The 15,856-nt window shown below is 55.7% G+C and carries 12 protein-coding genes and 2 pseudogenes; 11 read left to right on the top strand and 3 right to left on the bottom strand.

Annotated features, from left to right (window positions below; translation table 11 throughout):
- Positions 1–196 precede the first annotated feature (196 nt).
- From pilM to NW830_RS09655, 8 genes and pseudogenes are all read left to right on the top strand, one after another.
- On the top strand, positions 197–1,354 hold the full coding sequence (pilM, locus tag NW830_RS09690; RefSeq protein WP_414362468.1) for a type IV pilus biogenesis protein PilM: 1,158 nt from the start codon (positions 197–199) through the stop codon (positions 1,352–1,354).
- A gap of 48 nt (positions 1,355–1,402) precedes the next feature.
- Positions 1,403–2,104 carry a PilN domain-containing protein gene (locus NW830_RS09685; protein WP_414362469.1) on the top strand — a complete coding sequence of 234 codons (702 nt, stop codon included), beginning with the start codon at positions 1,403–1,405 and terminating at the stop codon, positions 2,102–2,104.
- Positions 2,104–2,853, top strand: a complete 750-nt coding sequence (locus NW830_RS09680) for a hypothetical protein (protein ID WP_414362470.1) — start codon at positions 2,104–2,106, stop codon at positions 2,851–2,853. Before NW830_RS09685 ends, NW830_RS09680 begins: the two co-directional genes overlap by 1 nt.
- Positions 2,854–3,120: 267 nt before the next feature.
- Positions 3,121–3,495: pseudogene (locus NW830_RS09675) on the top strand (AMIN domain-containing protein); the annotation flags it as partial.
- Between the two features lie 627 nt (positions 3,496–4,122).
- Entirely contained in the window at positions 4,123–5,274 is a 1,152-nt protein-coding gene (locus NW830_RS09670) for a type II secretion system protein GspD (RefSeq protein WP_414362534.1), read from the top strand.
- A 504-nt stretch (positions 5,275–5,778) separates the two neighbouring features.
- Positions 5,779–6,033 (top strand): annotated as a pseudogene (locus NW830_RS09665) (Ig-like domain-containing protein); the annotation flags it as partial.
- A 93-nt stretch (positions 6,034–6,126) separates the two neighbouring features.
- A complete protein-coding gene (locus NW830_RS09660; RefSeq protein ID WP_414362535.1) occupies positions 6,127–6,267 on the top strand; it encodes a hypothetical protein in 141 nt (46 codons plus the stop codon).
- Positions 6,268–6,343: 76 nt separating this feature from the next.
- Positions 6,344–6,472 (top strand): hypothetical protein, encoded by a 129-nt coding sequence (locus NW830_RS09655; protein WP_414362471.1) that lies wholly within the window; start codon positions 6,344–6,346, stop codon positions 6,470–6,472.
- Between the two features lie 75 nt (positions 6,473–6,547).
- Here NW830_RS09655 and NW830_RS09650 read toward each other — a convergent pair whose 3' ends face one another.
- On the bottom strand, positions 6,548–7,123 hold the full coding sequence (locus tag NW830_RS09650; protein ID WP_414362472.1) for a DUF2854 domain-containing protein: 576 nt from the start codon (positions 7,121–7,123) through the stop codon (positions 6,548–6,550).
- Positions 7,124–7,249: 126 nt separating this feature from the next.
- Between NW830_RS09650 and NW830_RS09645 the strand changes: the two genes are divergently transcribed.
- Complete coding sequence (locus tag NW830_RS09645; protein ID WP_414362473.1) at positions 7,250–8,785, top strand: aminotransferase class I/II-fold pyridoxal phosphate-dependent enzyme; 1,536 nt, start codon at positions 7,250–7,252, stop codon at positions 8,783–8,785.
- A gap of 4 nt (positions 8,786–8,789) precedes the next feature.
- Here the strand turns inward: NW830_RS09645 and NW830_RS09640 are convergent, their stop codons facing one another.
- Positions 8,790–10,253: a hemolysin family protein gene (locus NW830_RS09640; protein WP_414362474.1), complete on the bottom strand. Its 1,464-nt coding sequence runs from the start codon at positions 10,251–10,253 to the stop codon at positions 8,790–8,792.
- A gap of 137 nt (positions 10,254–10,390) precedes the next feature.
- On the opposite strand from NW830_RS09640, the gene NW830_RS09635 reads away from it, so the two are divergent.
- Together NW830_RS09635 and NW830_RS09630 are read left to right on the top strand one after the other, a co-directional pair.
- The gene (locus NW830_RS09635) at positions 10,391–11,311 is read left to right on the top strand and encodes a branched-chain amino acid transaminase (RefSeq protein WP_414362475.1); all 921 of its coding nucleotides are present in this window, start codon (positions 10,391–10,393) and stop codon (positions 11,309–11,311) included.
- 77 nt (positions 11,312–11,388) lie between these two features.
- A complete protein-coding gene (locus NW830_RS09630) occupies positions 11,389–11,907 on the top strand; it encodes a phosphoribosyltransferase (RefSeq protein WP_414362476.1) in 519 nt (172 codons plus the stop codon).
- 43 nt (positions 11,908–11,950) lie between these two features.
- On the opposite strand, the gene NW830_RS09625 is transcribed toward NW830_RS09630, so the two are convergent.
- Positions 11,951–15,742 carry an FkbM family methyltransferase gene (locus NW830_RS09625; RefSeq protein ID WP_414362477.1) on the bottom strand — a complete coding sequence of 1,264 codons (3,792 nt, stop codon included), beginning with the start codon at positions 15,740–15,742 and terminating at the stop codon, positions 11,951–11,953.
- Positions 15,743–15,856 lie beyond the last annotated feature (114 nt).

Here is a 15,856-nt window from a genome sequence, read left to right as displayed (position 1 = left end):
CCAAAAAGGGGCAATAAGGTCAGCCCAGTGTCCGTAAATACAGACTACGATTCTAGCCGCAAGCTCTGCCTTTCCCACCCCTGAGTCTCGCCTGCTTAGAACGGGTTGGGATCCCTGGTAGGGGAGGGCCAGCTAGCACAAATCTTTGCCGGCAGTCAACTGCAAACGGTGGTAACCCCCAGACAAATTGGGTAGTATGCGTCCTAGCAGTAGCGCAGAGGGCGGGGTTTCCAGCGTGTTTGGCTTTCTTGGTGGCTCCAGAACTCAAACCTTGCTTGGGGTGGACATCAACGCCGAGCGCATTGCCGTTGCCCAACTGAAAAAACAGGGCAATGGCCGCTATCGTCTAGTTCACTACCACAGCGTGGAAATGCCAGAGGGGGCCATGGTCGAGGGGCGCATCCTCGATCCAGACACGGTTGGCCTGACCCTGGCCAACTTGCTCAACGAATACAAGGTGCCCACCAACTTGCCGGTGGCGACCGCAGTGCCGGCACGAGAGGCCGTTGTCCGCCTCCTTCGCCTGCCTGCTGACCTGCCTGCTGATGAGCTGCGGCGGGTGGTCTTGGAGCAGGAGGCGGAGCTCTACATCCCCTATCCCCGGGATCAGGCGGATGTGGACTACCAGCCCCTGGGCCTCGACCTTTCCCAGGATGGCCTTGAGCGCATTGAGGTGCTGCTGGTGGCTATCCCCAAGGAGGTGGTGGACAACTACCTGGCCGTGCTGCAAGCAGCCAACCTGAAGGCGCGCTGTGTGGAGCTGGCTAGCTTCTCCCTCATTCGCACCATCCGTGACCAGCTCCTCCAGTACGGCCCCCAAGAGGCAGTGTTGCTTAGCTCCATCGGCTACGACAGCAGCGAGATCAGCATCTTGGTCAACGGCATCCCGCAATTTACCCGCACCGTCAACATCGGCACTATCCACATGCGCCAGGTGCTGGCCCAGGCCCTGAATTTGCCGGTTAGCCGCACTGGCGACCTGTTGCGAACTCTAAGGTTACCCTTGATCAACCCCGCCGATGTTTTGGCCACGGGAGAGCAACCGGTTCCCAGTAACCCCGGTGTGGCAGCGGTGGCCCGTGTCGTCTCCGATTTGGCCGATGAACTAAAGCGCTCGATTGACTTTTTCACGAGCACGGAAAGCAGCTTTCCTGTGGTGAAAGTATTGCTGGCCGGGCCAGGAGCCAGCATTGGTCAAATGGATGGCTTCTTATCCCAGTTGTTGAGCGTGGCGGTGGAGTTGGCGGATCCCTTTGGCAGCATCCTCATACCAGATTCAACTGAGGTGCCCCTGGAGGAGCGACCAGCAATGGGGGTGGCTCTGGGGCTAGCCATGCGGGAAGCCGGCAAGTAACGACAGGGATCCCTTGGAGACACTGTCCACCAATGAGTGAGGCGAGTGATGTACACACCGGAAATTAACTTTCTCAAGGAAAGGCCGGAAGTTCCTACCACCGTTCAGCCGGGGGCGGTAGCTGCCCCAACAGCTGCTGCCGGAGCGGAGAGCTGGGCTTTGGCCATTGGCCTGGGGATTGCCGTAGCTGCCGTGGCCATGGGGGGTTTTTTGTACTTCCAGACCCTCTTCTCCCGCCAGAGAGATGTCCTCAGGGCAGAGCGAAGCCGCCTCGAAGGAGAACTCAGCACAGCCAATGCCGAGTTGACCCGGCTCCAGGGCCTCAGCCAAGAATTACAAACCATTCGCACCCAGACAGAAGGGTTTCGCTCTTTTCTGGGATCCGTCCAGCCCTGGTCGGCCATTCTAGAAGAAGTGCGGCGCAGGATCCCTGGGCAAGGGGTATGGATAACCAACATCAGCGCCTCTGGCGATACTGTGAACATCCAAGGCGGGGCGCTGGATTTTCCCTTGGTGAACGACTTTTTGCTTACTCTGCTGGATTCCAACTTCGTAACCAGCGCCGTTATCAACAGTGCCTCTCGAGTGGAGGGCACCCCTGAAACTGAACCCAGCGTCACCTACGGCCTAACGGTTACTATTCGAACCATAGGGGATCCCGACCCAGAGTTTACCCGCGAGCTGGAGCAGCGGGGAGCAATAGGCTTGGTGGAAAAGATCCGCATTTTGCGTCAAGTGGAGGGGAACTGATGACCGGCTCGCTGGACAGTTTTCACGATGACCAACTAATGGCACCTCCGGCGGGGCCGCCGGTACTGCTGGGTGTCGAGCTGACCCCTATTCGCATTGGCCTGTTGATCGGGATCCTGGGCCTGGGTACAGCAGGCGTTTTGGCCTTCACCCAACTCCGTCCTCTAATTAGAGAGGTGCAGGCCTTGGAAAGAGAGGTAGCCCAAAAAACCAGCCAGTTGCAGGAGGTACAGGGCCAGATTGCCAGCCTACAGGATCTGCCCAACCAAATCGAGAGGGCTCGTGTGCAGCAAGAGCAGATCAGCTCCTTGCTCGCCGCCCCCGAGAATGCCGACACGCAACTGATCGATCTCAGCCGCCTGGTGCGAGGACAGCCCAACAGCGAGTTGCGCAGTTTTGCCCCTTCTCCCCTCACCCCTGCTTCTTCGGATAACCCCGAAGTGCCCGCGATCATTGCTCCGGCTATCCAGGTGCAGACCACCCGCGTCACGGTGCGGGGCCCCTACACCGACATCATTAGTCTTATGAGGGATATAGAGCGCCTACGCACCTTGTTTCGGGTGAGCAACATTAGCCTAAATCCCGTTCAAGACACAGGGGAGCTGGACGCCGCTTTTGATTTGATTGCCTATTACTACGACAAAGACATTCCCTTGGGCACTGCTCCTGCCCCTGAAGGACAAACCCCCCCTGCGGAAGGACAGCCAACACCTTCCCCTGAGGAAGGACAGCCAACACCCAGCCAATAGCCCAGCAGGGCAAGAGCAGCCCATGCTGTGGTTGGGCGCTGCTGCTGTGGGGATCCTGCTGAAATTTGAGGGGATAGGTAGGGAGCGCGAACCCTCGCTAGGAAAGCACAGATAGTGGCGCTGTATCGAAGATTCAGGAAAAATTTGCCTTGGGGCCCCTACAGGTAGTGGCAAAGGGCGAGATTTCGGCTTTGATTAGGGAAGCACTGGGTAACCCGTGCTGCAGTGAAGCAAGAACGCGCTCGGCTAACGGAGTGAGGTGTGAGGATGATGAAGCGTCGAGTTGCCTGGGGATGGGCACTGAGCCTGTTCCTTTCTCTGCCCCTGTTGGCTGTAGAAAGTCAGCTTGAGGAAGCTGTCGCCCAACGGTTGACCTCCGTAAAACCCCAAAGCCTCAGCCGCATCACCAATATCCGCCTAGTGCCCCACGGCAACCGCATGAAGCTGGAGATCACCACTGCAGGGGGCGCCCGTCCCCAGGTGTTCTTTACCCGACAGGGCCGGTCTTGGATTGGAGATATCACCAATGCCCAACTGGATGGCGGTCAAGGCCGCTATCGTCAGGAGTCTCCCTTGCCGGGAGTGCGCTTCATCGAAGCCAAGCAACTGGGCAGTGACAGCGTGCGGATAGAAATTGCCGGTGTTGCGGCAGCTCCCCAGGGCTTGCTGGCCCAGCGCAGCCCGACGCAGCTGGTCTTCGAGTTTGAGAGCTTGCCCTCTGCTCCACCGGCTCCTGTAGCGGCAGCGCCTAGCCAAGTAGCGCCCAATCAACCGGCCTCGCCAACCCGACCTCAGCCTGTGGCCCCACCGCCGGCTCCTGCTTCCCCTCCAGCTGTTCAAAACCCTCCTTCTCCCCAGGGAACAGCCCCTACTCCTCAGCCGCTTGTTCAAACTCCTCCCCCTTCCCCGCCAGCTCAGCCAGCTTCTCCTGGGCCGGTCATTTCTCAGGTGCCCTCCGTGGGGCAGCTTAACCAACCCCAACTGCCGCCGGGATCCGTTGATCCCACTACTTCTCCCTTCCAGGGTCGAGCAGTAGCTCCTCCGGCAGGGGATCTTGCAGTCGGCAGCATCCTTCCTGCTCCCCCTCCAGTTGACTTGGGCTCAAATGCCAAGATTACCTTAACCCTGAGGGATGCTCCCGTAGGTGATGTGTTGAGTCTCTTGGTACGTCGAGCTGGACTAAATGTAGTCCTTAACGACGTTCCTCCGGACTTGACGATTTCCTTAGACGTGGCCGACTCACCCTTACAGGAAACGTTCAACTTTATCTTGCGGCTGAAGGAACTGCAAGCAACCCGTGTAGGGCAAACAGTTTTCATCGGCACTAAACTTCCTGGGGTTGGCCAGCAGATTGTCAAAACATATAGGCTTAATCAACTAAGAATTGAAGAGGAGGCACAGACCTTTAATCTTACTGCTTCGGGGGCTGGAGGCGGGCAAGCAACAGTTGAGATTAGTGCTAGACAATTAAGTATTACTCCAAGTGAGATCAGAAGTAGAATTTTGGCTATCCTAGAAGCATCGGGCATTCCTCTTGCTCAAGAGTCAGCTATTCAAGCGGATCCTAGAACGAACTCACTAACTATTGTTGCCACGCCTGCCCAGCATGATGTAATTGCAGCCTATCTTGCTCAAATTGATCTTAGAAGTCGGCAGGTCTTAGTTAGTGCTAGGTTTATTGAGGTTAACCTGGATAATAACTCTGATCTGGGAGTTGCGTTAGGCGGTGCTTCTGGAAACTTTGCATTAGGCTCCGGAGATAACACCGTCTTTGGAGGAACTCCTCTCAACCAGCCCGCAGGATCCTCAATTCCTGATGTTGGCGTAGTTCCTTCTGCGGGAACTGGAGGCTCGCTTGTGTTCAACACTCTGAATCGACTTCAGCAGTCTCTTGCAGCCCGTATAGATGCAGCCATTGCTTCAGGAACGGCTAAGATACTAGCCGATCCAAAAGTAGTTGTTGCCAACAATACAGGTGCGGCCATTGTGGTTGGACAAGAAGTTATCACTAACAGGAGATTGGTAACGGACCCTGCAACAGGTGCATCAACAGTTGTCTTTGAAAAAGGAAACGCAGGGGTCAATTTAATTATTCAAAATGTTAGGATTGATGACAATGGCTACGTTACGTTAAATCTTCTTCCGCAGGTTTCATCTATCGGCTCCCAAGTTACTTTAGCAGATGGAAGTGTAATTAGCTTGCTTAATCAGCGTTCTGTTGGCTCTTTGCAAGTCAGACTTAAAGACAGGGAAACACTATTCTTAGCAGGATTGATCCGAGAGGAAGATCGAGTGTCTGTTGACAAAGTTCCACTTCTTGCTGAGATTCCTCTGCTAGGTGCTCTCTTTCGTAGGCAAAACACGACTAACACCAGGAGTGAAGTTGTTGTCTTGATTACCCCAACTATTTTAGAGGACTAGGAGAGTGGTTTACCAGCGACTGTCATTTTCTCAAACCGATTGCTTTGCCAAAAGAAACTGCCAGCCCTAAGATACGTTGCTGCCTAATGCTGATGTCGAACTCTCACCGCCGGCCTTGGCTGAGGCTGGGATCCCCCTTGCTCACCTTTGGGCTAGCTTGGGTGCTGGCTTCGAGCGAGATGGGATGGCCACAAGCCTATCATCTCTCTCTGCAGGTGCAGGGGCAAAGCTATTCACAGCTTGCCGAACAATCGTGCTCTTTAGTTTGGTAGACTTTGTCACAACAATTTCAGGCGCAGCCGCAGACTGGGTAGCTTGCCTTAGAAGTACTAGGACAAGGTGAGAAACAAAAAGTGCCTCTATTCCTAGTGTAATTACCTCGTAGTTTCTGGCAGTAAAATCCATCGTTAAGCAATATACAACTTTCTGTCCCAATACATTAACTCTTTCACAGCCAAAGTCGCTAACCCAAAAAGCTCAGGTAGAATTTACCTCTCTTTCTCATTGGTCCCTAGCAATCCTTCCGATGGCCAAAGGGGGATCCGGGTTGATCAAAGCATTCGCCTACGTTTTGATCGAGAACTTCCGATAGGAATAGCAAGTTTAGCCTTTGGGATCCAGCCTCCTTTGGAAGTGGCCTTTGATATTCAGGGAAACGAGCTGATCATCAAGCCTTTACAGCTACTCAGTTACAGCACTGATTACAGAGTAATCTTGCCTGCCACCAAAGAGCTAGATTTACAGAGTCCCATAGAGTTGACTTTCCGTACCGAGCCTCAATACACCTACCAGCGAGATATTAAGCCCCTACTGGATGCTAGCTGTGTGGGTTGTCATCAGCGGACCGGTCGGATGCGTCGCAGCTCTTTGGATAGCTATGCCGCGGTGATGCGTTACGTAACACCGGGATCGGAAAGTAGCGAGTTGCTGAAACAGCGCTGGTTGGCTCGCCATGCTGTTATTCAGCGGTCGGCAGGGATCCCCTTGAATTAGGGAAGGAGAAGGGGCCGACGCCCCCGATCCCTTATCGGAGCTTGGGACGGGAACTGTGCCGACGCCGAGACCCCCTGTGGGTGATCCCCAAGGAGAATTTCCCGGATCGTTTATCGGACACAGTGGCTCTCCCGAACTGGCCTATATTCGCCGCAACGGCACCGGCATGGATCGCTTGGGCCACTTGAGCCCTGAGGAAATCTAGATCTTGCGTACTTGGATTATTTAGGATTGGGCCGCTGAGACCGACAGAAGTTAGCGTGAAGGGATCCAAGCCCTCTCACCCTGTTCCGGTAGCCTGGGATCCGGGACAGGCGATGAGCGCCAGCTCCACCTGATGCTCTCGGGGTTGCTGCAGTTGCACCTCCACGTCGCGGCCAAAGAAGCCCTGCATTTTTTTCTGGTAGCTCTCCTGCCATTGCTGGAAGGGAACGGCCGGCGAATCGAAGAGAAGTACCAAGGTGTAGCGGCCATCCCGCAATTCTTCTCGATAGCCTCTAATTTTGGGTAGGTCTGCTTCCAGAGGGCCGCGCAGGCCGAGGAACCCCAGGGCCTCTTCCAGGTGGGCGTTGGCCCCATAGCTGTATTTAGTGATGTCGGCGCGGATTTGTTTTTGAATTTCCGTGGCCTGCTGGGCACGGGCTTGGAGCACTTCTGGCGAAGGGAGCGTCAGGGCAGGCACTGGCTTGAGCTCCACCACCTTCAGGGTTATCCCCCCCAGCAGCAGAGGGATCCCGGCAAACAGGCCGATGAGGTTCAGGGTGGGATCGCTGTACTGGGCAAAGCCCCAAGCTGTGGCGGCAACGCCTGCCAACAACACCAGGGTGCTCAGGGGGAGGGGCAGCTTTTCAAACATACAAGCAGGAAGGGCAACCTGAACCCAGGCTAGCAGGAAAGACGCTCCCTGAGGTGACCTTGGGGGTGGACTCGGCTCCGCTGGGGGTGGATAATGGCTGGACGCTGGTGTGTTGGGGAGTGGCTCATGGTTTTGTCGCCTCTGTCCAAAGCGTCCCGTCGTCTGCGCCTGCTGGATCGCAAAGCTCAAGAGCGGGCCCCTCTTTTTGAGGCCATCCGCCACTACTGCAGCTTGGACAAGGCTCCCTTTCACACGCCAGGCCACAAGCAGGGACGCGGGATCGCCACCGACCTGCGGGAGTTTTTGGGAGAAAACGTCTTCCGGTCGGATCTCACCGAGTTGCCGGAGGTGGACAACCTCCACGATCCCGACGGCGTGATCCGGGAAGCCCAGGAGCTAGCTGCAGCTGCCTACGGAGCGGATCGCAGTTGGTTTCTGGTGAATGGCTCCACCTGTGGCGTAGAAACCCTGGTGATGGCCGTGTGCGACCCAGGGGACAAGATCCTGCTGCCGCGCAACTGCCACAAGTCGGCCATTGCCGGCGTGATCCTCTCCGGGGCGGTGCCTATCTACGTTGAGCCGGATTTTGACTCAGAGCTGGGCATTGCCCACGGCATCACTCCTGCCGGCCTGGAGCGGGCCCTAGCCGAGCACCCCGACGCCAAGGGCGTGTTGGTGGTCAGCCCCACCTACTACGGGGTTTGCTGCGACCTAGAAGCCTTGGCGGCCATCGCCCACAGCCACGGCCTGCCCCTCTTGGTGGACGAGGCCCACGGGCCCCACTTTGGCTTTCACCCAGAACTGCCCATCTCCGCCTTGGAAGCCGGTGCCGATCTGGTGGTGCAGTCCACCCACAAGGTAATCTCCGGCATGACGCAAGCCTCGATGCTCCACCTCAAGGGATCCCGCATCGATCCCAACCGGGTGCGTAACATCTTGCAACTGCTGCAATCGACTAGCCCCAGCTACGTGCTGATGATGTCGCTGGACGTGGCGCGGCGGCAGATGGCCCTAGAAGGCGAGAAACTGCTGGGCCAAGCCCTGGCTTTAGCCGATCAAGCCCGCGCCCGCCTCAACCGCATCCCAGGGCTGTACTGTTTTGGTCCGGAGCGCATCGGCTCTACACCTGGCTTCTTCGATCTGGATCGCACCCGCTTGACAGTGACGGTGTCGGGGCTGGGCCTTTTTGGCTTCGACGCCCACGACTGGGTTAACGATCACTTCCACGTGCAGCCGGAGATGTCCACCCTGCACAACGTGGTCTTTATTGTGAGCCTCGGCAACACCCAGCGGGACATCGACCGGCTGGTGGAGAGCTTTGCCGCCTTGTCAAAGTATGCCCAGGGATCCCAACCCTCCCCAGCCATGGCCGAGAAACTGCGGCGCCTCGCTCAGTTAAAACGCCCTCCCCTGCCGCCCCAACGGCTCTCGCCGCGGCAGGCCTTCTTTGCCCCCATCAAGCGGATCCCTTTCCAGGAGGCCGTAGGCCACATCTGTGCTGAGATCATCTCCCCCTACCCTCCTGGGATCCCAATCCTGGTGCCCGGCGAAGAAGTGACGCAGGAAGCGGTAGACTATCTGCTGCTAGTGCACGAGGCAGGCGGCTTTATCAACGGCCCTGAAGATGTACGGCTGCAGACCCTTAAGGTTGTCGAAACCTAGCCCCTCAGCTGCCTGGCTGCGCTGTCTGGGGGGGAGGAAGGGAAGGCAGGGGGTTGGGAGAACTGCGGCGGTGGCGGACAACCTTCACCCGATCCACCCGGGGTCCCTCCATGCGCACTACTTGGAACTCTATGCCTTGGTAGGTAAACTTTTCCCCTACGCGCGGGATCTTCTGTAAGTGATAAATCAAAAAACCTCCCAGCGTTTGGTAGTCCTCATGTAAGGGGAGGTTAAGGTGGCAACGCTCGTTGACCTCTTCGATGTCCAACTGGGCCTGGACAAGGAGAGTGTTTTCGTCCAGCTCCTCGATATCCGGCTCCTTCGTTTTGGGATCCGGGCCATCGGAGAGCTTGCCGACAATCTCCTCCACCAAATCTTGAATGGTAATCAGGCCTGCTGTACCGCCAAACTCGTCCACCACCACCACCATTGGCCAGTGGTGCTGCTGCATCTCCGGCAAGAGCTCGGCAATTAGCTTGTTTTCCGGCTCAAAGTGAACCTCCCGAATAAAGGGAGTGATGGGGCTGTGCAAGTCTAGGGATCCCTTGGCCAGCTCGCCAATGAGCTCCTTGACGTGAATGAGACCGCGGATGTCATCCAAAGACTCGCCGTAGACCGGGTAGCGGGAGTGCCCCGATTCGGCCACCTCGGCCAGCACCTCCTGGACCGTGGCGGTTTCCGGTACCGCGTCGATGCTAGTGCGCGGGATCATCACCTCGCTAGCCACCGTCTCGCCGAACTCGAAGACATTGCTCAACAGCTCCCGCTCCTCCGCCTCGATGTTGCCCGACTCCACTGACGAGGCAATCAGCAGTTGCAGCTCCTCCACCGTCATGGTGCTGTAAAAAGAAGTAGCCTCTGGGATGCGGACACCCAGGAGGCGCAGCAAGCAGCGGGAGGAAAACCGCAGGAGCTCCACAAAAGGATGTAAAAAGCGGCTCACCAGCCGGTTGAGCCAGGCCAGTTTCAGGGCAATTGGCTCCGAATAGAGAATGGCTAGAGTCTTGGGAATCAGCTCCCCCACCACAATCTGCAAGTAGGTGAGGAGCGAAAACACCACCACCCCCGCCCCCCCTTGGACAAGGGCAGGATCCACACCCTGAAACCAGGGCAGCTGCCTCAAAGCCAAAAACAGCGTCGGCGCAACCTGGGTGGCCCCGATCCAGCCCAACAACACACTGGCTAGGGTAATGCCCAACTGGGTGGTGGAGAGGGCGTACTCCAACTGCTCCTGGGCTTTTTGCACAATTGCCGCCTGGCGGTTCCCCTCACTAGCCAACTGCACCATGCGGGAGCGCCGCGCCGACACCAAGGAAAACTCCACTGCCACAAAGAAGGCGTTGACGAGGAGAAGGGCGATAACCCAGAGGAGACTGAGAGACGCCTCTCCCCAGGCAAGCTCAGGGCTGGGGGACGAGTCTAAAGGAGGGTCGTCCATCAGGGGAGCAGGAAGACGGATAGACAGCATTCTAGCTTAGAGCGCCTCCGGCCCTTGACTTTCTGGCCCTCTTTGGCTACCCTCCTCGCCCAACAGCGAGCTTCTGCTGCTGCGTCAATCGGCGATAATATTCCTACCCCTTGTTCCTGCTGCAGTAGGTGCCGGCCATGCCCGATTTTCTGCCCTACGCCTACTTTCAGGGCCAGATTGTCCCCTTTGCTGAGGCGAAGATCTCCATTGCCACCCACGCTCTGCACTACGGGACGGCAGCCTTCGGCGGTCTACGCGGGATCCCCGACCCGCAAAATCCGGATCAAGTGCTGGTGTTTCGTCTGGATCGCCACTGCCGACGGCTGAGCCAGAGTGCCCGCCTGCTCTGCTTCGATCTGCCCGCCGAGAAGATCGAGCAGGTGATCATCGAGCTGATCCGCAAAAATCGTCCCTCCACCTCTTTCTACATCCGCCCCCTGGTCTACACCTCCGACCTGGGCATCTCGCCGCGGTTGCACAACATCGAGAAAGACTTTTTCGTGTACGGGTTGGAATTGGGAGACTACCTCTCCCCCGAGGGAGTTACCTGCCGCATCAGCTCTTGGGCCCGCCAAGAAGATCGCAGCTTGCCGTTGCGGGGCAAGATCACCGGCGCCTACATCACCTCTTCTCTAGCCAAAACCGAGGCAGTACAGTCCGGCTATGACGAGGCCATTTTGATGAACTCTCAAGGCAAGGTAAGCGAAGCCTCGGGCATGAACATCTTCATTGTGCGCAACGGCGTGCTGATTACCCCCAGCTTTGACCAAGACATCCTGGAAGGGATCACCCGCGACAGTGTCCTCACCATAGCTCGCGACCTGGGGATCCCCACCCAGGAGCGGCCCGTCGACAAATCGGAGCTGTTCATTGCCGACGAAGCCTTCCTGACTGGCACTGCTGCCAAGATTACCCCCATTCGCCAGATTGAGCAGTATGTCCTGCCCCCTTCTCGCCCCATCACCGAGCAGCTGCGGCAGAAGCTGACGGCCATCACCGAAAATCGGGATCCTGCCTATGCCCATTGGGTGAAGGTGATCCCGCTAAAAGAAAGCTAGACCCTCAGCTTGCCATCGGCAGGCTGCCGAAGGGGAGAATTAGAATTGACCAATCCAGACTGCGGGAGAGGGATCCCTTGCACGAGATTTCTATTACCTGGGCCGACTACCACCGCAAAATCGAAGAGCTGGCCGTCAAAGTTTACGAAAGCGGCTGGGAGTTTAACCAAATTGTCTGCATTGCCAAAGGCGGGCTGCGCATCGGCGATACCCTGGCCCGCCTCTTTGACCTCCCCCTAGCCATTCTCGCCGCCTCCTCCTACTCCGGCCCTGGCAATCGCCAACGGGGGCAGCTGATTTTCTCGCGGGATCTGGCCATGACCACTGCCAACCTAGGCAGCCACGTGTTGCTGGTGGACGACTTAGTCGACTCCGGCATGACCCTGAAGCGCTCCGTCCACTGGCTTAAGCACCACTACGGCTTTTACATCGAGGAAATCCGCACTGGCGTACTGTGGTACAAAGCGGCCTCTGTCTACCAGCCCGACTACTACGTGGACTACCTGCCCGATAACCCCTGGATCCACCAGCCCTTCGAGCCCTACGAGCAGATGACGCCCCAGCAGTTGATGGAGTCGCTGCGTTCTTCGGGTTAGTTAATTTTGCTCAAGGCTTGCTTCTTCAAGGAATTTGGTAAGTCTAGGCTGGTATCATATCTGCCACTTTTTCCAAGCTTGAGGGGTGGATTGCGATGATATTTAAGGCGGAAACTGGATATTGCTGGGGTTTGACTTTGGTGAGTTTATTTAGGAAACGGTTGTAGGTATAAAACCCATATCCTAGCGACTCCAGGATCTTCGCGGTAGCAGATCCCGTAACTTTAGAACCGCTGATATTCTCAAAAATAACAATAGGCTGGGTGGCAGCAACCAACTCTAGCGCGCCGGATATGACCTGCTCTTCGGCGCCTTCTGCGTCGATCTTGATGAGATCAACTTGCGACTTTCCCTGCGAGCGCCAGATAGAATCCAAAGTAGTAAGACTTACTACTTTTTCATCTCTTGATCTTTGTTCTGACACCGGCCCTGAAGCACTGATGGAGTTAAATACGGTAGCCCTTTCTTCCTGAAATTGGACGGTACCCTCATGGTCTCCAGCAGCAGACTCAACAAGGGAAACAATATTGTCTAGGGAGTTAGCACTGATTGTCTTTTGCAGGTGTTGAATGCAGGAAGGGGTCGGCTCAACTGCAATCACACTGCCTGCCGGGCCGACTCGGCGTGCAGCAAGAAAAGTGTACACCCCAACATTGGCGCCCACGTCAATAACATTCATGCCTGCTTTTAGGAAGTGACGGCAGAAATCTACTTCTTCCTCAAACCACTCCCCTTGGGTAAGCAGGACTCGGGTCACGATACTTGAGAATGAAGGTTCTAGTGAAAGCCTACAATTTTCGTAGTCGAGATAAAGATCCGGCTGGCCAGGCAAAGAAGCTGTGCGCACTTGGTGTACAACTTCCCACATCGCAATTTGCTTGACTAGACCTGCTAATTGATGGTTTGGATCGAGACTGAGCACGCGGTTGATTGGCACTAGTCCTTCTATCTTTCTCTGCGAGAGGAGCTCAACTCCCACCGCCAAGGCTGCCTGTATGTCATCTGGGTTTATAGAATAAGTTAGGTTCCAAAACCTCATGGCTTCTGGGCTATACACAACCCCAATGTGGGTGGCCATCCACTTGGCTAGATAGTATAGGTAGGTGTGTTTTGTACAAGCACTGGGATCGGCAAAACCTTCGCTTTGAACCCAAATAGGAACATCTATCGACTGCGAAGGCCGCAGACCCTGGGCTTCCGCAGACAAAAACTCCAGTAGAGCATAGGCATCCTCAAAAGCGCGAGAACGATCTCCCAATACCAATAGGGCATGGATTCGGTTTAGCCAACAGGGAACATGATAGGGATCCCTTGCCAGACCTCTTCGCCACAAAGATAACGCTTCTTCCCAAGTAGATTGCCGTGCTGAAACGGAAGCCTCGGCACCTAGGGAACGGATGAGCTGGATCCCTGCTTGATTCCATTCGTCTGGGCTAGAGTACAAGTCGTTAGGATGAAAGACATAGGCTTCATGAGGCTTGCCTTCCAGAATGTGGAAGAAGGCAGCTTCCATGCTGCGGGCATGCTCGCGCGGATCCCAAATTATCGACCAGCGGCGAGAATCTTTGATTTGCTCTTTAATTCGGTTGAGTTGCTCCGGATTGTTGCCCAATTGAATCCCGCGTTGGATAAACTCTTCGACCGACCAAGTGATGCACTCTTCGAGACCGATATTTTTCAGCAGACTGTAGCTCATGCGGCCATAGTAATGGCGGCCTACCAGGGTAAGAACCGGCACACCCATATAAAGGGCTTCCATGGTGTGGGTTGCACCTGTGTAAGGGAAAGTATCTAGAACTAAGTCAACTAAACCTAGTTGACCACGATGCTCTTCCACACTCCCAGCTTTGGCCAGAAAGCGGACGCGGTCTAAGACGCCTAGCTCTTTAGATTTTTCTTGGTAGCGTCTAACCACTGTGGCAATTTCCCCTGAGCCTTTGACGATGAGAATTCCGTTGGGAACGGCTTTTAGAATCTGCAAATGAGCATTGATACAGTCATCAGTTCGCTTGTAGGCATTGGCCGCAGTAAGGAGAACAACATCTCTTGGGCCTATTCTTAACTTACTTTTGAAGTCCACCTCATCGGCCGGGATAACGTCCAGATGGTCAACTGCACAATAGCTTGGTAGGCGGATAATTTCTTCGTGGTAATCGGCCTGCGCATCTTCGGGAAGAATATAAGGATCGGCAAAGAAGTAATCAAACTCGGGCAAGCCGACAGCATCTCCCCCCAGCCAGCCAATTTGGACAGGGGCAGCCCGCAGAGCGGCTACGATATTGGCGTCGTGGCTGGTGATGGAGTCCATGAAGACCATGATATCGATGCGATCCTCGCGAGCTTGGGCGGCTACTTGAGGGGCGCTAACTCCTTCAGAGAAGAAGCGAAAATGAAGGCTCTCTTGGGATCGAAACTTCCGATACATGTTGTCGCGGCTGGCCATTTCCTCGGTTTTCCAACCCTGGTAGTAGTAGTAACAAATGTCCAACACATCACGGGATAAGTTTCTCAAAGTGGCTTCGCTGAGGAAGCCTACTGAGTGTCGCTGGAAACAGCTGCCCAGGAAACCAACTCGAAGTTTACGGCTTTCTCCACTGACTGTTTGATAATCTTGCTGATTTCTTTTCCAATACTCTGACCACAGGAAATCGCGCTGGGAGGCCATGAGGCTGAGGCAGTCGTTAAAAATCCTGCCAGCAAGTTGCTGGTAACGACGAATTAGAGACCGATCATCTGTTAGATAGCTCCAACAAAAACAGACTCGAAAGAGAATAGCTTTGGCGACAGTTAAGCTCTCAAGCATATTTTCTTCATTTACTTTTAGAGACTCTAGATCAATAGAACTTGAGGTGAGTAAATCCATAATTTTCTGAATGGCAAAGCTCACTCTGTCTGGCCGAGCAGCGTGGATCAGCTTTCCCAAAGATTCTGAGAGAAGGGATAGGCGCAGCGAGAAGTTCTCCTGTGCCTGGGGGCTATCGGCTGCCGCAAGAAGGGCTTCTCCCAAGATGGAATAAGCGTCGCTGGTAGAGTCTCCAAAGAGGGCACGAGCTGCCCTCTGAAAGAAGTCGCCGATCAAGTCTTCTATTGTCCACAAACCTTGATAGCGCTTGGCTTGCTCCGGAGCTGCCGCCTGGGCTAGCTGAGCTAGGAGAGCGGCAAAGCCGGATTTCTGACTCTCTAGGAGATGAGCTTCTAGAGCTGTGGCCACTTCGAAGAACAGATCCAGGTAGCCGTCATCCCATAGCCGAGTAAGGAGTTTGGTTAGGAGCGACTCCTGGGTAATGTCTATGGTCTCCTCATCTCCCAGACTGGCCAAGTGCTCCGCCAGGGCCTGCCCGTAGAAGCCGACGGCCAGCTCGTCTTGAGCTTGCAAGGCCCGCAACAGCAGAACTTGGGTGTTATCCCGCTGGTGTGGATCCAACTCAAAAGCCATCTCCCGCAGCTTCAGGCAGATCCGCAAACGCTGCTGCGGATCCTGGGTGGGTGTATTTTCCAGACGGCTTGCCAAAGACAGCAATAGCTCTATCACCTTCTCCGACGGCAGGATCCCGGCCTTGATCAGCGACGTGTAGACCTGGTAGGCAAGGTTTAGGCGGCCCGAAATCAAAACTTGCTCCAGCGCCGTGAGGGCGATCGCTGCGTGGTCAGCCGGGAAAGCTTCTTCTTCAGCCGGCGAAGGCACCCCAAGGTCAAAGAGGCCCCACAAGAACTCTCGCCATGCCTCCGGATCTTGCTGTGGGTAGAAAGCCGCCAGCCATTCTGCAAAGACATCCGGCGATTGCTGCAGCAGTTGCTTGGCTTCCAGGATCCGAGCTTGTAGGGCGAAGTTCATGGGCGGAAAGGAGAGCGCTGGTCTTAATCTGCCATGACTACGGAACCTTTCTGGAGCCACCCCCCCAAAGATCCGCAATTTTGCTTGGGGACAGGCTGTTATGAATAGCCCTCA

The organism is Synechococcus sp. OH30 (assembly GCF_047462175.1).
Classification (GTDB): Bacteria; Cyanobacteriota; Cyanobacteriia; order Thermostichales; family Thermostichaceae; genus Thermostichus.
Note: the sequence above shows the minus strand (reverse complement) of the source record. Positions and strands in the feature narration are given on the sequence as shown.